At 62.1% G+C, this 17,833-nt stretch carries 16 protein-coding genes; 10 read left to right on the top strand and 6 right to left on the bottom strand.

Annotation, left to right across the window (positions count from 1 at the left end; translation table 11 throughout):
- The first annotated feature begins 143 nt into the window (after positions 1 to 143).
- Both KBX07_RS07525 and KBX07_RS07520 read left to right on the top strand, forming a co-directional pair.
- Positions 144 to 725 (top strand): ATP-dependent Clp protease proteolytic subunit, encoded by a 582-nt coding sequence (locus KBX07_RS07525; RefSeq protein ID WP_005289085.1) that lies wholly within the window; start codon positions 144 to 146, stop codon positions 723 to 725.
- A 26-nt stretch (positions 726 to 751) separates the two neighbouring features.
- Positions 752 to 1,372: an ATP-dependent Clp protease proteolytic subunit gene (locus KBX07_RS07520; protein WP_255998512.1), complete on the top strand. Its 621-nt coding sequence runs from the start codon at positions 752 to 754 to the stop codon at positions 1,370 to 1,372.
- A gap of 234 nt (positions 1,373 to 1,606) precedes the next feature.
- Here the strand turns inward: KBX07_RS07520 and KBX07_RS07515 are convergent, their stop codons facing one another.
- The 3 genes from KBX07_RS07515 to KBX07_RS07505 all read right to left on the bottom strand — a co-directional run bounded on the left by KBX07_RS07515 (position 1,607) and on the right by KBX07_RS07505 (position 3,616).
- Positions 1,607 to 2,113 carry a hypothetical protein gene (locus KBX07_RS07515; RefSeq protein ID WP_255995666.1) on the bottom strand — a complete coding sequence of 169 codons (507 nt, stop codon included), beginning with the start codon at positions 2,111 to 2,113 and terminating at the stop codon, positions 1,607 to 1,609.
- A 94-nt stretch (positions 2,114 to 2,207) separates the two neighbouring features.
- On the bottom strand, positions 2,208 to 2,732 hold the full coding sequence (locus tag KBX07_RS07510) for a hypothetical protein (protein ID WP_256023613.1): 525 nt from the start codon (positions 2,730 to 2,732) through the stop codon (positions 2,208 to 2,210).
- Positions 2,733 to 2,842: 110 nt separating this feature from the next.
- The gene (locus tag KBX07_RS07505) at positions 2,843 to 3,616 is read right to left on the bottom strand and encodes an alpha/beta fold hydrolase (RefSeq protein ID WP_256023611.1); all 774 of its coding nucleotides are present in this window, start codon (positions 3,614 to 3,616) and stop codon (positions 2,843 to 2,845) included.
- Between the two features lie 201 nt (positions 3,617 to 3,817).
- Between KBX07_RS07505 and clpX the strand changes: the two genes are divergently transcribed.
- On the top strand, positions 3,818 to 5,098 hold the full coding sequence (gene clpX, locus KBX07_RS07500; protein ID WP_256023610.1) for an ATP-dependent Clp protease ATP-binding subunit ClpX: 1,281 nt from the start codon (positions 3,818 to 3,820) through the stop codon (positions 5,096 to 5,098).
- Positions 5,099 to 5,155: 57 nt separating this feature from the next.
- Here clpX and KBX07_RS07495 read toward each other — a convergent pair whose 3' ends face one another.
- Positions 5,156 to 5,974: a TetR family transcriptional regulator gene (locus KBX07_RS07495; protein WP_256023608.1), complete on the bottom strand. Its 819-nt coding sequence runs from the start codon at positions 5,972 to 5,974 to the stop codon at positions 5,156 to 5,158.
- A gap of 195 nt (positions 5,975 to 6,169) precedes the next feature.
- Between KBX07_RS07495 and KBX07_RS07490 the strand changes: the two genes are divergently transcribed.
- From KBX07_RS07490 to KBX07_RS07460, 7 genes are all read left to right on the top strand, one after another.
- Positions 6,170 to 7,153 (top strand): malate dehydrogenase, encoded by a 984-nt coding sequence (locus tag KBX07_RS07490; RefSeq protein WP_256023606.1) that lies wholly within the window; start codon positions 6,170 to 6,172, stop codon positions 7,151 to 7,153.
- A 40-nt stretch (positions 7,154 to 7,193) separates the two neighbouring features.
- Positions 7,194 to 9,956: a valine--tRNA ligase gene (locus tag KBX07_RS07485; protein WP_305083415.1), complete on the top strand. Its 2,763-nt coding sequence runs from the start codon at positions 7,194 to 7,196 to the stop codon at positions 9,954 to 9,956.
- 28 nt (positions 9,957 to 9,984) lie between these two features.
- Positions 9,985 to 11,418, top strand: a complete 1,434-nt coding sequence (locus KBX07_RS07480) for a folylpolyglutamate synthase/dihydrofolate synthase family protein (protein ID WP_256023646.1) — start codon at positions 9,985 to 9,987, stop codon at positions 11,416 to 11,418.
- A complete protein-coding gene (locus tag KBX07_RS07475; RefSeq protein ID WP_255998503.1) occupies positions 11,415 to 11,879 on the top strand; it encodes a DUF4233 domain-containing protein in 465 nt (154 codons plus the stop codon). Before KBX07_RS07480 ends, KBX07_RS07475 begins: the two co-directional genes overlap by 4 nt.
- A gap of 204 nt (positions 11,880 to 12,083) precedes the next feature.
- A complete protein-coding gene (locus KBX07_RS07470; protein ID WP_005289115.1) occupies positions 12,084 to 13,235 on the top strand; it encodes an acetyl-CoA C-acyltransferase in 1,152 nt (383 codons plus the stop codon).
- Between the two features lie 4 nt (positions 13,236 to 13,239).
- Positions 13,240 to 15,435, top strand: a complete 2,196-nt coding sequence (locus tag KBX07_RS07465; protein WP_256023603.1) for a 3-hydroxyacyl-CoA dehydrogenase/enoyl-CoA hydratase family protein — start codon at positions 13,240 to 13,242, stop codon at positions 15,433 to 15,435.
- A gap of 275 nt (positions 15,436 to 15,710) precedes the next feature.
- Positions 15,711 to 16,244, top strand: a complete 534-nt coding sequence (locus KBX07_RS07460) for a GNAT family N-acetyltransferase (protein ID WP_256003134.1) — start codon at positions 15,711 to 15,713, stop codon at positions 16,242 to 16,244.
- 19 nt (positions 16,245 to 16,263) lie between these two features.
- Here the strand turns inward: KBX07_RS07460 and KBX07_RS07455 are convergent, their stop codons facing one another.
- Positions 16,264 to 16,761 carry a cysteine hydrolase gene (locus KBX07_RS07455; RefSeq protein ID WP_256023601.1) on the bottom strand — a complete coding sequence of 166 codons (498 nt, stop codon included), beginning with the start codon at positions 16,759 to 16,761 and terminating at the stop codon, positions 16,264 to 16,266.
- Complete coding sequence (locus tag KBX07_RS07450) at positions 16,761 to 17,744, bottom strand: aldo/keto reductase (RefSeq protein WP_255998169.1); 984 nt, start codon at positions 17,742 to 17,744, stop codon at positions 16,761 to 16,763. The genes KBX07_RS07455 and KBX07_RS07450 overlap by 1 nt, the downstream gene beginning before the upstream one ends.
- Positions 17,745 to 17,833 lie beyond the last annotated feature (89 nt).

The following is a 17,833-nucleotide window of genomic DNA, read 5'->3' as shown; positions in this document are numbered from 1 at the left end:
CAGGCTGGACATTCTCCCGTCTGCCGGGGTTTGCCGTTAGCCCGCACGCTGACAGCGAACACAGACCACCCGGCGGGAATCCGCGACTAGGGTGGGGCGTTACTTGAGACGCAACGAAAACTGATTTAGAAGGAGCACTGTAGATGACAACCCCGGCCACCGGCATGAACCTGGGTGACTCGGTGTACGAGCGCCTGCTGCGTGAGCGCATCATCTTCCTCGGCCAGCAGGTCGACGATGAGATTGCGAACAAGCTGTGCGCGCAGATCCTCCTGCTGTCCGCAGAGGATCCGAACCGCGACATCTCGCTGTACATCAACTCTCCGGGCGGCTCTGTGACGGCGGGCATGGCGATCTACGACACGATGAAGTACTCGCCGTGCGACATTGCCACCTACGGCATGGGTCTGGCCGCATCGATGGGCCAGTTCTTGCTGTCGGGCGGCACGAAGGGCAAGCGTTTTGCTCTGCCGCACGCGCGCATCATGATGCACCAGCCGTCGGCAGGCGTGGGTGGTACCGCAGCTGACATCGCCATCCAAGCGGAGCAGTTCGCGCAGACGAAGAAAGAGATGGCGGAGCTCATCGCGGAGCACACCGGCCAGAGCTTCGAGCAAATCACCAAGGACTCGGACCGCGACCGCTGGTTCACCGCGCAGGAGGCGAAGGATTACGGGATCGTCGACCACGTGATCTCCAACGCCCAAGGCACCATCAGCAACTAACCCGGCAGAGATTCAAAGGAGAAAATATGTCTTTCCAGATGCCTAGCTCCCGTTACGTCCTGCCGAGCTTTATCGAGCAGTCGTCGTACGGCACGAAGGAAACCAACCCATACTCGAAGCTTTTCGAGGAGCGCATCATCTTCCTGGGCACCCAGGTCGATGATACGTCCGCCAACGACATCATGGCGCAGCTGCTTGTCCTGGAGTCCCAGGATCCGGACCGCGACATCACGATGTACATCAACTCCCCGGGCGGTTCCTTTACCTCCCTGATGGCCATCTACGACACGATGCAGTACGTCCGCCCCGACGTGCAGACTGTCTGCCTGGGTCAGGCCGCATCCGCTGCGGCGGTGATTCTCGCTGCTGGTGCTCCGGGCAAGCGCGCTGCGCTGCCGAACTCCCGCGTGCTCATTCACCAGCCGGCCACCCAGGGCACCCAGGGCCAGGTTTCTGACCTGGAGATTCAGGCCCAGGAGATCGAGCGCATGCGCCGCCTCATGGAGGAGACGCTGGCCCGCCACTCCGGCCGCACCGCTGAGCAGGTTCGCATCGACACCGACCGCGACAAGATCCTCACCGCTGAGGAAGCTGTCGAGTACGGCATCATCGACCAGGTCTTCGACTACCGCAAGCTCAACGCATAAGAGCTTTTCGCTTATCGACGCCCCCGCGTCCAGCCTTCACCGGCCTGGATTCGCGGGGGCGTTGTCTTTATTCGCATTCACGCGCCAAACCGAGGAACGGTTCCGGCGCCGCAACAGATCCACGACTTCTAGTCCCGCAGATTTAGTTTGCATCGGGCCTGATCTTGGTAGCCAAAAGACCAGGTCAGAATTCGTTGCCGATGCAAACATGCGAACTAAATCTTGGAACCGGCCTTAATGGCACGGAGTGAGCTTTTCGACGAACTCTTCCGGCGCACCCATCTCGCGCACCTTGTCGTGGTCGTAGCACTTGAAGTTCGACGCCGGATCGCGTCCGTCGTGCTCAATTGGCTGCCAGTCGTTTCCGTCCCAGTGCAGGTATTCCACGTTGTCGGAGCGGTACTTCCCGATCACGGCGAACTGCCCGTCGCAGTAGGTGGAGATGGTGTCACCGATATCGCCTTCCTCTGCGGGGGTCCACTCGCACGGGCCGGTCGGGGATTCGGCCGGTTCCGCAGCCGCGGCTGCGTCAGATGCTTCTTCCGTTTCGGAGACTGTGACCGTGGTGGAGCTATCGTCTGTTTCTGGTTCAGTCTCCTCGGAGACAGTTTCCGTTGTGGTCTCAGGACTCGGGGTGGGTTCTGGAAGCGGGGCGTCCTCGGTGCATGCGGCTAGCCCGAGAGGAAGTAGAGCCGCGCAGACGAGGGTGCTGAGAGTGTGGGTTGCAGAACGAGTGGTCATTGTGGCCTCCGGCAAATCAACCAACAGTTGTACAGGCCAAATTACCTAGGATGAATCGCTCGGCACTGGTTCCGCAAGTCTGTCGTTGAAACTCTTAATCGCATTCCAGCATGCCGTCAGTAATGAACGCCGGTGCGTCAGCGTCTGCGTAGGAGTCTACGTCGTAACAGTTGAAGCCGGTGAACGTTTGCCCATCTGGCTGGATCTCCACCCAGTGGGTGCCTGAAAGCATGTAGTACACGGAGTCGTCGGACTGAGGGGTGTAGCCGTAGGCCCATTCTCCGTCACATTCTCCGAGCACCCTGCCGTCGTGCTCCAAGTCTCCTGCTACGGCGGAACAAGACACTTCGATGGGGTCCTCGGACTCTCCGACCGGAGCTTGTTCTGCCGGCACCTCATCGGCGGGCTCATCGTCGACCAGTTCTTCTTCGGCCTCGGCATCGGCCTCATCGACGACTGTCTCAGTGATGGTCACCGGGTCGAGGGATTCGGGGTTGGCGCTGTCGTCGATAGTGGGTTCTTCGATTCCACCGCATGCGGCGAGGCTGAGCGGGAGGAGAACAGCTGCGCCGACGGCAGCAGCTGCTCGGCGGGTGTTTAGGCGCGGGAGGGCGATCATGGCGATATTCCTTGCATCGTCAAGTAACGGGATGCTTTAAACATAGCCGGGGATCGCGGTTGTGGTGGGGGAAACGCCCCGGATCGGGGCGAGGGGAGACGTCGTAAAGCTTAGACCTTGAGGAACGCGACCAGAGCTTCGTTGAACATGTCGGGCTGTTCCGTTGCCACCTGGTGGGACGCAGACTCAATGACAGTCATCTCGCTTGGGCCCGTGACTCCATCGGCGATTTCGCGGAGTTTGTCGGGGCCGGTGGAGGGATCGTCGGAACCTGCGATGGCCAGGACCGGAACGGTGATTTCCTGCAGGCGCTCATCAAAACCCCACTTGGCCAAGGCATCGCCGCACTGCGCGTACGCCTCCGGATCGACAGAGCCGACCATGGCCTTGAACTTATCGACGACATCACCGTGCTCTGCCTTGAACCCGTCCGTGAACCAGTTGTCCACCGTAGGATCCACGATCGGGCCCATGCCCTCGTTGCGGGCAGTGTCGGAGCGCTCCTGCCACTTGCCGGCCCCGCCGAGGAACGTCGCCGTAGAAGCGAAGACCGCGCGCTCGACCAAGTCGGACGTTGCGGCGAGGTGCTGGGCAATCGCACCACCCATGGACAGGCCCACGATTGCGCAGGAGGAAATGCCCAGCGAGTTGAGGGTCTCGATGACATCGCTTGCGAGGTCGTCGACCGTGGTCATGCCCAGATTGACCGCCGGGACGGGGGACTCGCCGTGGCCGCGGTGGTTAATGCGCACCACTTTGAACTCGTCTTCTAATGCGGGAAGCTGCGCATCCCACGACTCGTGGGTCGTGCCGATGGACGGCAGCAGGACAACGGTCTTTTCACTGTTGTCATTGCCGGATACTTTTGCGTCAAGGATTGTCATGGCATTCATTGTTCCCGAACTACCGGCATCCTGCAGACGCGCGATCAATGCCGGTTTTGGCGGCTCGGACGGTTACACTCGAGAGACCGAAACCTCACATGTTTTCTGCTCGGGGGCGGACGGGAATGTTCCACCCGCCGGGTAGCGTTGAGGTTGTCAGTTCTAAGTGGCGAGACAGAAGCGAGAGTTGAGACACATCCCATGGCAGTAACGCAAGACAGCTCGGATTTGCTGAAGTGCTCCTTCTGCGGCAAGAGCCAGAAGCAGGTGCGCAAGCTCATTGCCGGCGGCGGCGTCTACATCTGCGATGAGTGCATTGAGCTGTGCAACGAGATCATCGAGGAAGAGCTGGCCGGTGCACAGGCCCAGGAGGCGAGCGACGACGGGCACCTGCCGCGTCCCTCTGAGATCACCTCGTTTTTGGACCAGTATGTGATCGGGCAGGGTCGCGCGAAGCGCACCTTGGCCGTTGCTGTGTACAACCACTACAAGCGTGTCCGCACGGAGAAGTCCGCTGCATCGGGGGCTCGCAAGCGGGATGAGGACGTGGAGATTGCCAAGTCCAACATTCTGCTGCTCGGGCCGACAGGCTCGGGTAAGACCTACCTGGCGCAGACCCTGGCCCGGATGCTCAACGTGCCGTTCGCGATCGCCGATGCGACATCGCTGACAGAGGCGGGCTATGTCGGCGAGGATGTGGAGAACATCCTGCTGAAGTTGCTGCAGGCAGCAGACTTTGACGTGAACCGTGCCCAGAACGGCATCATCTACGTCGACGAGGTAGACAAGATCTCCCGGAAGTCGGAGAACCCCTCCATCACCCGTGACGTGTCTGGTGAGGGTGTGCAGCAGGCGCTGCTGAAGATCCTCGAAGGCACCGTTGCATCCGTGCCGCCGCAAGGTGGGCGCAAGCACCCCAACCAGGAGTTCATCCAGCTGGACACGACGAACATCCTGTTCATCGTGGCGGGTGCTTTCGACGGTTTGGACAAGGTCATCGCCGAACGCGTGGGCAAGAAGGGAATCGGCTTCGGCGCGGAGATCGATTCGGCCGCGGAGCGCGAGGAAGCCAACATGCTCGCCCAGGTGCAGCCGGAGGACTTGGTCAAGTTCGGTCTCATCCCCGAGTTCATTGGCCGTCTGCCGATTCTTGCCGCTGTGGAGAACCTCGACGAAGAATCCATGGTGCGCGTGCTCACTGAGCCGAAGAACTCTCTGGTCAAGCAGTACCAGCGCCTGTTCAACATGGATGGGGCGCAGTTGCGGTTCGACGACGGGGCGCTGTATGCCGTGGCGAAAAAGGCAGCGGAGCGCGGCACGGGTGCCCGTGGCCTACGCGCGATCATGGAAGAGATCCTCGTCCCGATCATGTACGACCTGCCGGACCGCGATGACGTGGACGAAGTGGTCATCACTGATGCGGTGGTCAACGACGACGCTGAGCCGGACTACGTGCTCCGCGACGCCAAGAAGTCCGCTTAAGCCGGGGACTTTCAGCGAGCTCGACCTACAGCGGGCTCGACCCACAGCGTGCCCGGCTTAGAGGGCGCCGGCGCCGCTGCCGTTGTCGTAAATGTCGTCGGCGGATTCGCCCACGCTGTAATCGACGGGCAGCGCATCGTCCCCCTGCTCAGAGTCAGACGAGCCTGCCTGCATGTCCCTCGGCAGCGACACTGTCAGGTAAGAATTATGCCCAGTGTCGGGGATCGTCGAGGTCAGGAACGACAACACGAGGTCAATGGTGAGCCGCCGCATCCCCTCCGTGTTGTCCGGGGTGAACAGGTTGATCGCGCCGAAACTGTCCATCGTGTCCTTGTTTCCCACACGGAAGAACGCGATCGAGGCGATGATGAAGCCAAGGTCAGAGGCAGACACACCGGGACGGAATGCTCCGGCATCCTGACCCATCATGAGTAACCGCTCGATCTGGAGGATCATGTCCATGTTGCTCCAGATGGCGGTCACGTCGCTCTTGTCCAGAACCGGGTCGAGGTTCTCACGCAGGAACAGCTGGATTGAGTCCGGGTGCTGGACCATCTGATGGAAGATCGAGTCTACAAAGCGGCGGATGCCCTCAACAGGCACCTTGAAGGTGCGTTCGAGGAATTCCTGCGGCGGGGAGAAGGACCATGCAGCGCGTTGCAGGGCACTGACGTATAGGCCCTTCTTGTCGCCGAAGTGGTAGTGCAGCATGCGTTTGGTCACGCCGGCTTCCGTAGCAATGGTCTCCAGCCGGGTGGCGGCGTACCCGTTGCGAGCGAATTCGCGCAGCGCGACATCGACGGCCTGCTCGATGCGGGCCTTGACTGCGGGCGCGGAGTGGCCAACCGGATTGCGCTGCGCGGTCAGGTCGGACACGTCTGCCTCCTCGGGGCCGGGGGATAAATACTTAATTGATCAACCATAAGATTGCCTAAATTGTTCGCACGGTGGGCGAATATGGGGGTAAACGGGGCAGTCAGGGTGGAAAAACCCTAGAAGAACGGGGGTAGCATGGACCTGGAGGACAACCCCGGCAGGGGGTGAGACGCTACAGCAAGGAGATCATCCACTATGACTGCACCGAACCAACCCGTGAAAGTCACTGTCACCGGCGCCGCCGGCAACATCGCGTACTCGTTGCTGTGGCGCATCGGTGCTGGCGAAGTGTTCGGCCCCGACATCCTGGTGGACCTGACGCTGATGGACATCCCGGACAACGTGCAGAAGGTCGACGGCGTAGCCATGGAACTCGGCGACTCTGCGTTGAACAAGATCTGCAATCTGCACGTCACGGATGACGCGAAGAAGGCTTTCGACGGCACGAACGCCGCGTTCCTCGTCGGCGCGAAGCCGCGCGGCAAGGGTGAATCCCGTGCGGACATGCTGGAGGCCAACGGCAAGATCTTCATCGACCAGGGCCGCTCCATCAATGACCACGCAGCGGATGACGTGCGTGTGCTGGTGATCGGCAACCCGGCCAACACCAACGCCTACATCGCCAACAAAGCTGCCCCCGATGTCGGCCCGGAGCACTTCAACGCGCTCATGCGCCTGGACCACAACCGCACGATCTCGATGCTGTCCCAGCAGCTGGACGAGCACTCGAGCCGTTTCGAGTCCATCGCGGTGTGGGGCAACCACGGTGACACGATGTTCCCTGACATTGAGTACGCGACCGTGGGTGGCCAGCCAGTGAAAGACCGTGTGGAGCGTGATTGGTATGTCGAGGAGTTCATTCCGCGCGTCGCTAAGCGTGGCTCCGAGATCATCGAAGTGCGCGGGCGCTCGTCTGCGGCCTCTGCTGCGTCGGCGGCTGTGGACCACATGCGCGACTGGGTCGCCGGCACCGAAGGCAAGTGGGTGACCTCGGCTGTGGTCTCGAATGGTAGTTACGGGGTCGACGAGGGCCTGGTTTTCGGTCTTCCGGTCATCGGCATCAACGGCCGCTGGAGTGTCGTCGAAGGCTTGGATTTGAACGAGTTCCAGCGCGAGCGGATTGATGCCAACATTGAGGCACTGCGCGCGGAAGCGGAGATCGCGGACAAGCTGTTCTAGAGCTTTCCCCCTTATCAGCGCGAGCGTCGACCCCGCTAGACTGTTCTGCGTGACTGAACAAAGCGGCAAGACATTCAACGAGTCCCTCATCGGTGCCAACCGCGCTGACTCCCTGCCGAAAAGCTGGGAGCCGCAGGAGATCGAGCAGGGCATCTACGAGGATTGGGTAGCTAAGGGCTACTTCACTGCTGATCCGGCCTCGGACAAGCCCGCCTACTCGATCGTGCTGCCGCCGCCGAACGTGACTGGTCAGCTCCACATGGGGCACGCGCTCGACCACACACTGATGGACTCCCTGTCACGCCGCAAACGCATGCAGGGCTTCGAAGTCCTGTGGCTGCCGGGCATGGACCACGCTGGCATTGCCACCCAGACCAAGGTCGAAGCCATGCTCAAAGAGACCGAGGGCAAGGACCGCTACGACTACGGGCGCGACGAATTCATCGGCCGTGTGTGGGAGTGGAAAGAAAAGTACGGCGGCACCATCACCTCGCAGATGCGGGCGATCGGCGATTCCGTCGACTGGTCGCGGGAGCGTTTCACGCTTGACGACGGTCTGAACCGCGCCGTCGTGACCATCTTCAAACAGCTCTATGACGCTGGGATGATTTACCGCGACTACCGCCTGGTCAACTGGTCGCCGGTGCTCGAGACAGCTGTCTCTGACATTGAGGTCGTGTACAAGGATGTCGAGGGCGAGTTCGTCTCCATCCGCTACGGCTCTCTCAACGATGATGAGCCGCACCTTGTTGTGGCCACCACCCGTGTTGAGACGATGCTCGGCGACGTCGCCATCGCGGTCCACCCTGATGACGAGCGCTACACGGACCTGGTGGGCCAGGAATTCGACCACCCGTTCCGCGACGACTTGAAGATCAAGGTCATCGCCGACGACTACGTCGACATGGAGCTGGGAACCGGTGCCGTGAAGATCACCCCGGCGCACGACCCGAACGACTACGACATGGGCCTGCGCCACGACCTGGACATGCCGATCATCATGGACGCCACCGGCCACATCGCGGGCACCGGCACCCAGTTCGACGGGCTCGACCGCTTCGATGCGCGTGTGCGAGTTCGCGAGGAACTCGCACAGATGGGCCGGATCGTCAAAGAAGTCCGCCCCTACGTCCACTCCGTCGGCCACTCCGAGCGCACGGGTGAGCCAATCGAGCCGCGCCTGTCCCTGCAGTGGTTTGTCAAGGTTGACGAGCTCGCCTGCATGTCCGGCGACGCTGTCCGCTCCGGCGACACCGAGATCCACCCTGAGTCGTTGAGCAAGCGCTACTTCGACTGGGTGGACAACATGCACGACTGGACCATTTCGCGCCAGCTGTGGTGGGGCCACCGCATTCCGATCTGGTATGGCCCCGAGGACGAGAACGGCGAACGCGACATTGTCTGCTGTGGCCCCGACGAGGAGCCGCCGGCCGGATACGAGCAAGATCCGGACGTCCTGGACACCTGGTTCTCGTCTGCCCTGTGGCCATTTTCGACGATGGGCTGGCCGGAGAAGACCCCGGAGCTGGAGAAGTTCTACCCGACGACCGTGCTGGTCACCGCCTACGACATCCTCTTCTTCTGGGTTGCCCGCATGATGATGTTCGGCACCTTCGCAGGCACGCAGACCCCGGATGTCCTCGACTCTGGCGCCGACGGCCGTCCGCAAATACCTTTTGAGCACATCTTCCTCCACGGCCTCGTCCGCGATGAGAAGGGCCGGAAGATGTCGAAGTCCCTGGGCAACGGCATCGACCCGATGGACTGGGTGCGCGACTACGGTGCGGACGCACTGCGCTTCGCCCTGGCTCGCGGCGCTAACCCGGGCATCGACCTGCCGATCGGTGATGACAACGCCGCCTCTGCCCGCAACTTCGCCACCAAGCTCTACAACGCCACGAAGTTCGCGCTGATGAACGGTGCTGCGCTCGGGGCATTGCCCGAGCGCAGCGAACTGACTGATGCCGATAGGTGGATCCTCGACCGCCTCGAGACGGTGCGCGGCCACGTCGACCAGCTTCTCGACGACTACCAGTTCTCCAAGGCCAACGAGGAGCTCTACCACTTCGCCTGGGACGAGCTGTGCGACTGGTACCTGGAGATCGCGAAGACCCAGATTCCACGCGACATCGATGCTGCGAGCGAGGCGGACCGCGCACGCGGCCGCAACACGCAGATCGTTCTCGGGCGCGTCCTCGACGTGGTCCTGCGCCTGCTGCACCCGACGATGCCGTTCGTCACCGAGGTCCTGTGGAAAGCACTCACGGAAGAAGAGTCGCTGTGCCTGGCACCATGGCCGACAGCGGAGGACATTAATGGCGGCGCGCAACCCGACGAGGCCGCGCAGCGCCGGATTGAGGACGCAATCGCCCTGATCACTGAGTTGCGCCGCTTCCGCTCCGACCAGGGTGTCAAGCCCTCGCAGAAGGTTCCGGCGAAGCTCGACTTCGCGGCAGCCGATCTGGTGGGGCAGGAGGAGCTGGTCCGGTCGATCGCGAAGGTGGAGGCTCCGGAGGAGGGCTTCGCGCCGTCGGCAAGCATCGAGGTGCGCTTGAGCCAAGCCACGATCGATGTGGCGCTGGATACCTCGGGCACGGTCGACCTTGCCGCTGAGCGCAAGCGTCTGGAAAAGGAGCTCGCCGCCGCGCAGAAGGAGCTGGAGACCACCGGCAAGAAGCTCGGCAACGAGGCTTTCCTGGCGAAGGCGCCGGAGGAGGTTGTGGCGAAGATCCGCACCCGCCAACAGGTCGCGCAGGAAGAGGTCGAGCGCGTCACCGCCCGCCTCGACGGATTGGGAGGATAGTTTGAGCGACGACAGCTTCAACGTCGACATGGACGAGGACGGCCTGGTCCTCAATCTCGGCGACGGGCAGGAGACGGGGGAGGAGACCGTCGATAAGCCTGTGACGGAGCGCGACCTCGCAGAACTCGCGCGCGTGGAGGAGGAGCTGCGGGCGCGTTGGCCGGAGACGAAGCTGGACCCGTCGCTGGAGCGCATTGAGATGCTGATGGATCTGCTGGGGCAGCCGCAGCAGTCCTTCAAGGTCGTTCACGTCGCTGGCACGAACGGCAAGACCTCGACGGTGCGGATGATCGAATCGCTGCTGCGCACATTCGGCGCGCGGGTGGGCCGCACCACAAGCCCGCACCTGCAGACCGTCACGGAGCGCATCGGTATCGACGGCGCGCCCATTCATCCGGCCGACTTCGTGCGCGTGTACGAAGAAATCAAGCCCTACATGCAGCTTGTCGACGACAAATCCGACCACCCCCTGTCCTATTTCGAAGCGATTGTCGGGATTGCTCTGGCGGCGTTTGCTGATGCCCCGGTGGATATTGCCGTCGTCGAGGTAGGGATGGGCGGAACCTGGGACGCGACCAATGTCGTCGATGCGGATGTCGACGTGATCATGCCGATCGGGCTGGACCACACCGACTACCTGGGCGACACGATCGAGCAAATCGCGGGGGAGAAGGCCGGAATTGTGAAGAGCCCGGAGTCCGTGACAGTGGTCGCGGACCAAGAGCCCGAAGCCATGCGCGTCGTGCTTGAGCGCACCGTCGAGGTCGGTAGCGCGGTGGCTCGTCTGGGGCAGGAGTTCGGCGTGGAGTCCTCCACCGTCGCTGTTGGTGGACAGACGTTGACACTGCGCGGGCTATCGGGCGAGTACGACGAGATCTTCCTGCCTCTGTCCGGGCCACACCAGGCGCGCAACGCGGCAGTCGCGTTGGCCGCCGTGGAGGCGTTCTTCGGCGCTGGTGCCGGCAAAACTCTCGACGTGGACTTGGTGCGCGTCGGGTTTGCCGCGGCGGTCTCGCCGGGTCGCCTGGAGCGCGTCCGCTCCACCCCGACGACGTTCATCGATGCCACCCACAACCCCCACGGTGCGCGCGCACTCGCCGCAGCCTTGGAGCGCGATTTCGAGTTCGCGCGGCTGGTCGGAGTGCTCGGCATTCTCGACGACAAAGACGCCCTCGGTATCTTCCAAGCCCTCGAGCCGGTCTTGAGTGAAGTAGTGATCACCCAGACGTCTTCCCCGCGCGCCACCGACGCCTACGATCTCGCCGAGATCGCCCGAGATGTCTTCGGCGAAGAGCGGGTCCACGTCGAAGAGCACCTGCCGTCGGCCTACTCACTGGCAGTCGAACTCGCCGAAGAAGCCCTCGAAGCAGTTGGCGTGCAATCCGGTTCAGGCGTGCTCATCACCGGCTCGGTGGTCACCGCGGGTGAAGCACGCGCGATGTTTGGAAAGGATCCGCAATGACATCCGAAAAGCCACGCAAGCCGCGCGAGTCTCGTCGATCTGACGACATCGAGTACGGCCCGCTCGGCCCCGGCCAGGAGCCGGTCAAGGATCCGATGAAGGGCCTGTCCGGAGTGATGTCCGGAACCCTCATCATGGAGGCCATCACGATCTTCCTCTGCCTGACCGTGATCCTAAAAATCCAGGAAGGCGCGTTGTGGACCACCTTCAACTGGGTGTTCGTCACCGTGATGGGCTTCGCCCACCTCATTGCCGCTTTCGTGCAGCGTCGGCCGGGCGCGCTGTGGTTGAACCTGGGGTTGCAGGTGCCGCTGATTGTGGTCGGTTTCTTCATCCACTGGTCCGTCGGCGCTGTGGGGATCATGTTCGCCATCGTGTGGTTTTTGGTGGTCCAGATGCGTTCGGACATTTTGGAGCGTCAGCGCCGAGGACTGCTGACCACGCAGCACTTGGGGACCTAAGGACCTGGAATACTGCTCGAGGTTTTCTGGAATACTGCTCGCCCATTACTGCTGGTCAAAGACGTGCGGAACGGCTTATAAGTGCGAGCAGTATTCCAGAGCTGAGCGGTCATTGGGAATCGGCTGGTTTTCCGTGATCTGGCGGTGTGATCTTTCCTATACTTGTGGGGATGTGTAATCCACGACAAGTTACTAAGGAGCTCCATGTCTGAAGCTGTTTACATCACCCAGGCCAAGCGCACCCCGATCGGCACCTTCGGCGGCTCGCTGTCGAAGACGCCGACCATTGACCTCGGCGCGCACATCGCCAAGGCTGTGATCGAGGAGTCCGGCGTTTCCGCTGATAACTTCGACTCTGCAGTGTGGGCCAACGTGGTCACGACCATTCCGCGCGACAACTACACTTCCCGTGCGGTCTCTCTCGAGGCAGGCATGCCCAACAGCTCCCACGCCTACGGTGTCAACCGCCTGTGCGGTTCCGGCGTGCAGGCCATCATCTCCGCTGCCCAGCAGCTGATGACCGATGATGCGAAGCTCTCCATTGCCGGCGGTGTGGAGATCATGTCCCAGGCTCCGTACTCCGTCGAGGGCATGCGCCAGGGCCGCAAGATGGGCGACGGCCGTCTGATCGACTGGCTCACCGGTGCTCTCACTGACCCGATGGGCAACGGCGGCATGGGCATTACCGCCGAGAACATCGCGGCCAAGGTGGGCATTTCCCGTGAGCGCCAGGACGAGTACGCCCTGCAGTCCCAGGAGCGCGCCGCAGCCGCTATCGCCAACGGCGAGTTCGAAGAGCAGATCGTTCCGGTCGGCGAGTTCACCACGGACGAGCACCCGCGCCAAACCACGTTGGAGAAGCTGGCGGGGCTGCGCCCGTCGTTTAGCAAGGAAGGCACCGTCACCGCGGGTAACTCTTCCGGCATTAACGACGCTGCTGCTGCCACCGTCATGACCAACGAGTCCGGCCTGAAGGAATTCGGTCTGGAGCCGATGGCGAAGATCGTCTCCTGGGGCCTGGCTGGCTGTGACCCGGCCACCATGGGTCTCGGCCCGATCGGCGCTGTGCCCAAGGCTCTGGACAAGGCGGGCCTGGACCTGAACGACATCAAGCTCATCGAGTCCAACGAGGCTTTCGCCGCACAGTGCATCGCTGTCGCAGACGGCCTGGGCTTCGACAACGAGAAGACCAACATCCAGGGTGGCGCTATCGCTCTCGGCCACCCGATCGGCGCTACCGGCGTCATCCTGACCACCAAGCTCATCCACCAGCTGAAGAACGCTGGCGGCGGCCTCGGCCTTGTTACCGCGTGCATCGGCGGCGGCCAGGGCATCGCTCTCGTACTGGAGGTTTAAACAAATGGCTCAAGACATCACAACTGCTGCAGTGCTCGGCGCTGGTTCCATGGGTGCCGGCATCGCCGCGCACATGGCCAACGCAGGCATCAAGGTTCACCTGCTCGACCTGCCGAATGAGGAAGGCGACCGCGACGGCCGCGCCCAGAACGGCATTGACACCCAGATCAAGCGCCACGGTTTCCAGCGCCCCGAGTACGCCAAGCTGGTCACCCCGGGCAACACCGAGGACCACCTGGACCGCCTCGGCGAGGTCGACTGGATCGTGGAGGCTGTCTTCGAGGACATCCAGGTCAAGCGCGACACCTTCGCCAAGGTCGACGCGCACCGCAAGCCAGGCACCCCGGTGTCCTCCAACACCTCCACCATTCCGCTGGAGGTCCTGCTGGGTGAGGCGTCTGAGGAGTTCAAGCGCGACTTCTCCATCACCCACTTCTTCAACCCGCCGCGCGTGATGCGCCTGGTGGAGTACGTCGAGGGCCCGGAGACCTCTGCCGAGATCAACGAGCAGATGCACCACGTCCTCGAGCGCCAGATGGGCAAGGTCGTTGTGGATTGCCGCGACACCCCGGGCTTCATTGCCAACCGCATCGGTAACTTCTGGATGGCTGTCGGTGCCAAGACCGCTTTCGACCAGGGCATCAAGCCGGAGCAGGCTGACGTCGCTTTCGGCCGCCCGTTCGGCGTGCCCCGCACCGGCATCTTCGGCCTGTTCGACTACGTGGGCATTCAGCTCGTCCCGGGCATCTGGGGCTCGCTGCTGAAGGCCCTGCCGGAGTCGGACGCATACCACGACTACAACATCGTCGAGCGCGACGAGTTCAAGACCCTCCTGGACAAGGGCTTCACCGGCCGCACCGCCGAGTCCGGCTTCTACCGCGGCCGCGACGAGGTCTACGACTTCGAAGCCGGCGACTACCGCCCGAAGGAGTCCTTCGAGGTCCCGAAGGACGCCAAGGAGCTGATGGACTCTGGCACGCCGGAAGGCGAGTACGCGAAGGAGGTCTTCAAGACCTTCATCAAGTACTGCTGCGACACCGCTCCGGAGATCACCGACACCGTCGATCAGATCGACATCGCCATGCAGCTCGGTTACGGCTGGAAGAAGGGCCCGTTCGAGCTCGCTGATTCCATTGGCATTGACTACGTCGCATCGCTTTTCGACGACACCCCCGCCCTCCTCGAGTCCGCCAAGAACGCAAGCGGCTTCTACGCCGACGGCAAGGTGCTGGGCACCGACGGCAACCTGACCGATTTCCCGGAGCGCGAAGGCGTGATCGAGGTTGCAGAGCTGGTCGACGGTGCTGAAGTTGTCGCTGAGAACGACGACGCTGCTGTGTACAAGCTCGGTGAGGGCGACTACGCAGGCTTCGGTGTGTTCACCTACAAGACCCCGATGAACTCCAACTCCAACAACGTCACCGAGCTGCTGACCCACGCCCACGAGTGGGACCTCAAGGGCCTGGTCATCGCTAACGACGAGGAGCGTGCGTTCTCCGCCGGCGCCGACCTGGGCACCATTGCGAAGCTGTCTGGCCCGGAGGGTGACAATGAGGCGCTTCGCCGCACGATCCAGCAGGGTATCGATGGTTTCCGCGCACTGCGCACCGCCCCGTACCCGGTTGTTGGCGCTGTTCGCGGTGTCGCGCTCGGCGGCGGCATGGAGATCCTGCTGCACACCGACGCGTCCGTCATCCACGCCGAGACCCGTGTGGGCTTCCCGGAGCGCAACGTTGGCCTGTTCCCGGGCTGGTCCGGCCCGGTGCGCCTGCTGGAGCGCCTGGTGGAACTCGATGTGCCGAACCCGCACAAGGTCGCGTTCGACGCGTTGCTGGGCACCGTTAAGCCGGTGCCGGCTGCGAACATCGACTTCTGGCGTGACAACGACGAGATCATCCAGTCCCCGGACCACGTCGTTGAGGGCGCGCTGGAGCTGGTGAAGAAGCTTGCCGACGGTTACACCGCCCCGGCCGACGCCGAACTCCCCCTGATGAACGAGCCCCTCGAGTACACCGAGGGCTCCGAGACCGACGCCGCCATCGGCGAGGCTCTCGCCTCCGTCTTCGCCGGTGAAGGCACCGCCTCCGAGGACGAGCTGGGTAAGCGGCAGTCCGAGGCTGCCGCCAAGGTTCTGGCCCGCCAGGAGAACCACGATCGTGCAGTGGCTATGGCCACCACGCGCAAGCCGCTGAACAACTAGCGGTTGCCCGGCGCCTCCCGCCGCGCTGTTAGGCGACCGCTGGGAGACGCCACGACTATAGGCCGGCCCCGGATCATTTCGGGGCCGGCCTTTGTCATGCGCTTCTGTGCTGGCGGGGTGCGTCCTGTGGACCAAGATCTCGATGACATCCTTGCCGCGGCCAGAAATTCTGACCTGCGGTTTCGTCTCCGCTGGGGGAGCGATATGCAATCGAGATCTGCCCGTCTAGGACCGGCAGGTTGTGTCCGTGTCGTTGAGCTTGGAAGAATTGGGTGGTGGGATGTCAAAGCGAACTAGGAAACACCGAGCTCACCGACGGCGACTTGACCTTGCTGCCGTGGATACGGATAGACGAGGTTTCCGATCTCGCCGAGGATATTCTCGCGACCGTAACTGACGAGAACACGATCCGGTTCACGCATGTTCCGCACCCTTACACACAGGAACACCTCGAGTCTTTCCTCGAGCTGCCCGGGCGGGACATTGTCCGGTGGGCACTCGTACTGGAGGAGCGATACGCGGGCAGCATCGAACTCCGGATCCAACAGCAGTGTGCTGTTGCATCGATCGGTTACAGCGCAGCGCCATGGGCCCGCGGCCGTGGGCTGGTGACGCGGGCAGTTGAGATGGTCACGCAGAGCGCCCACAGTGCGGAAATGGAAGAGGTTCAGATTCGAGCAGCAGTAGACAATTCGGCCTCAAGATCCGTGGCAGAGCGTGCTGGTTTCACTCTCGAGCGGGTTGAAGCGAGGGGCGAGGAACTACGCGGGAAGTTCAACGATGTAGCCGTATACCTGCACACTTCGTAGGCGCGCCACTTCTACAAGGTCAAAGGACGGTCACTGAGTCGAGTCTGGACAATTGCTGCAGAGCGTGTTCGTGCTCGCCTTTTGTCGGGGCACTGCAGGCAGAACCGTAAACGATCACTTCATATCCCAAGCGCACTGCCGTGGAGGCGGTAGCGAGCACGGCGTGAGCTGTCGAGAACCCAGCGAGTGCAATGCGTCCGGTTTGTCGGGCTCCCAATTCCTGGTCCAGGGAGGTGTCTGAGAAGGCGTCGATCCCGAACTTGGTGATGATGGGGTCAGATTCCCGGTAACCGCATTCCGGCAAGAGACGCGCTTTACCGAGCGGGCCGCCGTCAGAGTCATCCATTGTGCGGAACTGGATCCACAGCACATCCGTCCCGTGGTTGCGCGCGGTATCAACTGTGTCCGCAATCTTTCTGATGAGGTTGGAGCGAACGGACTGATTCTCGCAGAGATCAAGAATCCACTCTTGGGCATCGATGACAATGAGACAGTCAACCGAATCTTGAGGGGGCATCAGTACCGGGATTCGGTTGGCTCGGGCAAGTCATTGATCGCCGCGATGTCATCGGCGTCGAGCTGCACGTTCGCTGCTTCATAGTTCGAGACGATGTGGGCAATGCTTCGGCTACCTGGAATCGCTTTCACCGCTGGGCTGACGCTGAGCACCCAGGCAAGAGCGACCTGGGATGTTGCCACTCCGTGTTTTTCCGCGATGCGCTGAAGAGTTTCAAGGATGACAGCATTGCGTTCCTGCGCGTCCGGGGTAAAACGTGGCATCCAACTACGGAAATCGCCCTCCATGAGTTCGGACGTGTTCAACGTGCCGGTGAGGTAACCGCGGCCGAGCGGGGAGAAGGCCACCAAAGACGCCCCGTTGTCTTCACACCACTGCAGGACGTTGGTCTTGCTGTCTGCGTGCTCAGAGGGCTGGTCTTTCAGCGGGTCGCGGGTCCAGACTGAGAGTTCAGATTGGACCGCGTCGATGGTGACTACCTCGGAAGCAGCGACTAACTGGTCGTAGGTCGGTTCGCTCACTCCGATATTGCGGATTTTCCCGGCGGCTTGAGCGTCGGCAAGCACCTGAACTTGTTCCTGCACCGGAATGGTTCCATCGAGGCGGTGCAGGTAGTACAGGTCCACATGTTCACGATTCAACCGGCGCAGGGACGCGTCGAGGGCATCGCGGAGGTACTGGGTGGAACCATCAACATGCATCTGCAAGGGTTCGACACTGTCGACGACGATGCCGCCCTTCGTAGCGATGTAGACATCCGAGTTGTTTGCAAAGGCCTTGCCTACGAGTTCTTCATTGTGGCCGGCTCCGTACATGTCGCTGGTATCGAAGTGCCTGATTCCAGCATCGAAGGCTTCACGTATGGTGTTTACGCTTGCATTGTCGTCCAGCTGGCCAGGTCTGCTGTAACCCCAACTGAAGCCCATGCAACCCAGGCCGATGCGGTCTGCGGGAAGAGGAGCGGGGTTGCCGATTGAGTTCATGACGAATTCCTCTCAGAAACACGGAAGCGAGAACTCTCGCCGAGCCTAGCCGCGTTCCCTTGAAGACCGCTGGGATAAATGCAGCAAGC

Origin of the sequence: Corynebacterium sp. CCUG 70398 (assembly GCF_024454055.1) — a bacterium.
Taxonomy (GTDB): domain Bacteria; phylum Actinomycetota; class Actinomycetes; order Mycobacteriales; family Mycobacteriaceae; genus Corynebacterium; species Corynebacterium genitalium.
Note: the sequence above shows the minus strand (reverse complement) of the source record. Positions and strands in the feature narration are given on the sequence as shown.

Excerpts from the sequence above, each read along its gene's own strand:
- KBX07_RS07525 (WP_005289085.1), top strand. The coding sequence starts at position 144 with ATGACAACCCCGGCCACCGGCATGAACCTGGGTGACTCGGTGTACGAG.
- KBX07_RS07520 (WP_255998512.1), top strand. The coding sequence starts at position 752 with ATGTCTTTCCAGATGCCTAGCTCCCGTTACGTCCTGCCGAGCTTTATC.
- KBX07_RS07515 (WP_255995666.1), bottom strand. The coding sequence starts at position 2,113 with ATGACCACTCGTTCTGCAACCCACACTCTCAGCACCCTCGTCTGCGCG.
- KBX07_RS07510 (WP_256023613.1), bottom strand. The coding sequence starts at position 2,732 with ATGATCGCCCTCCCGCGCCTAAACACCCGCCGAGCAGCTGCTGCCGTC.
- KBX07_RS07505 (WP_256023611.1), bottom strand. The coding sequence starts at position 3,616 with ATGACAATCCTTGACGCAAAAGTATCCGGCAATGACAACAGTGAAAAG.
- clpX (WP_256023610.1), top strand. The coding sequence starts at position 3,818 with ATGGCAGTAACGCAAGACAGCTCGGATTTGCTGAAGTGCTCCTTCTGC.
- KBX07_RS07490 (WP_256023606.1), top strand. The coding sequence starts at position 6,170 with ATGACTGCACCGAACCAACCCGTGAAAGTCACTGTCACCGGCGCCGCC.
- KBX07_RS07480 (WP_256023646.1), top strand. The coding sequence starts at position 9,985 with ATGGACGAGGACGGCCTGGTCCTCAATCTCGGCGACGGGCAGGAGACG.
- KBX07_RS07475 (WP_255998503.1), top strand. The coding sequence starts at position 11,415 with ATGACATCCGAAAAGCCACGCAAGCCGCGCGAGTCTCGTCGATCTGAC.
- KBX07_RS07470 (WP_005289115.1), top strand. The coding sequence starts at position 12,084 with ATGTCTGAAGCTGTTTACATCACCCAGGCCAAGCGCACCCCGATCGGC.
- KBX07_RS07465 (WP_256023603.1), top strand. The coding sequence starts at position 13,240 with ATGGCTCAAGACATCACAACTGCTGCAGTGCTCGGCGCTGGTTCCATG.
- KBX07_RS07455 (WP_256023601.1), bottom strand. The coding sequence starts at position 16,761 with ATGCCCCCTCAAGATTCGGTTGACTGTCTCATTGTCATCGATGCCCAA.
- KBX07_RS07450 (WP_255998169.1), bottom strand. The coding sequence starts at position 17,744 with ATGAACTCAATCGGCAACCCCGCTCCTCTTCCCGCAGACCGCATCGGC.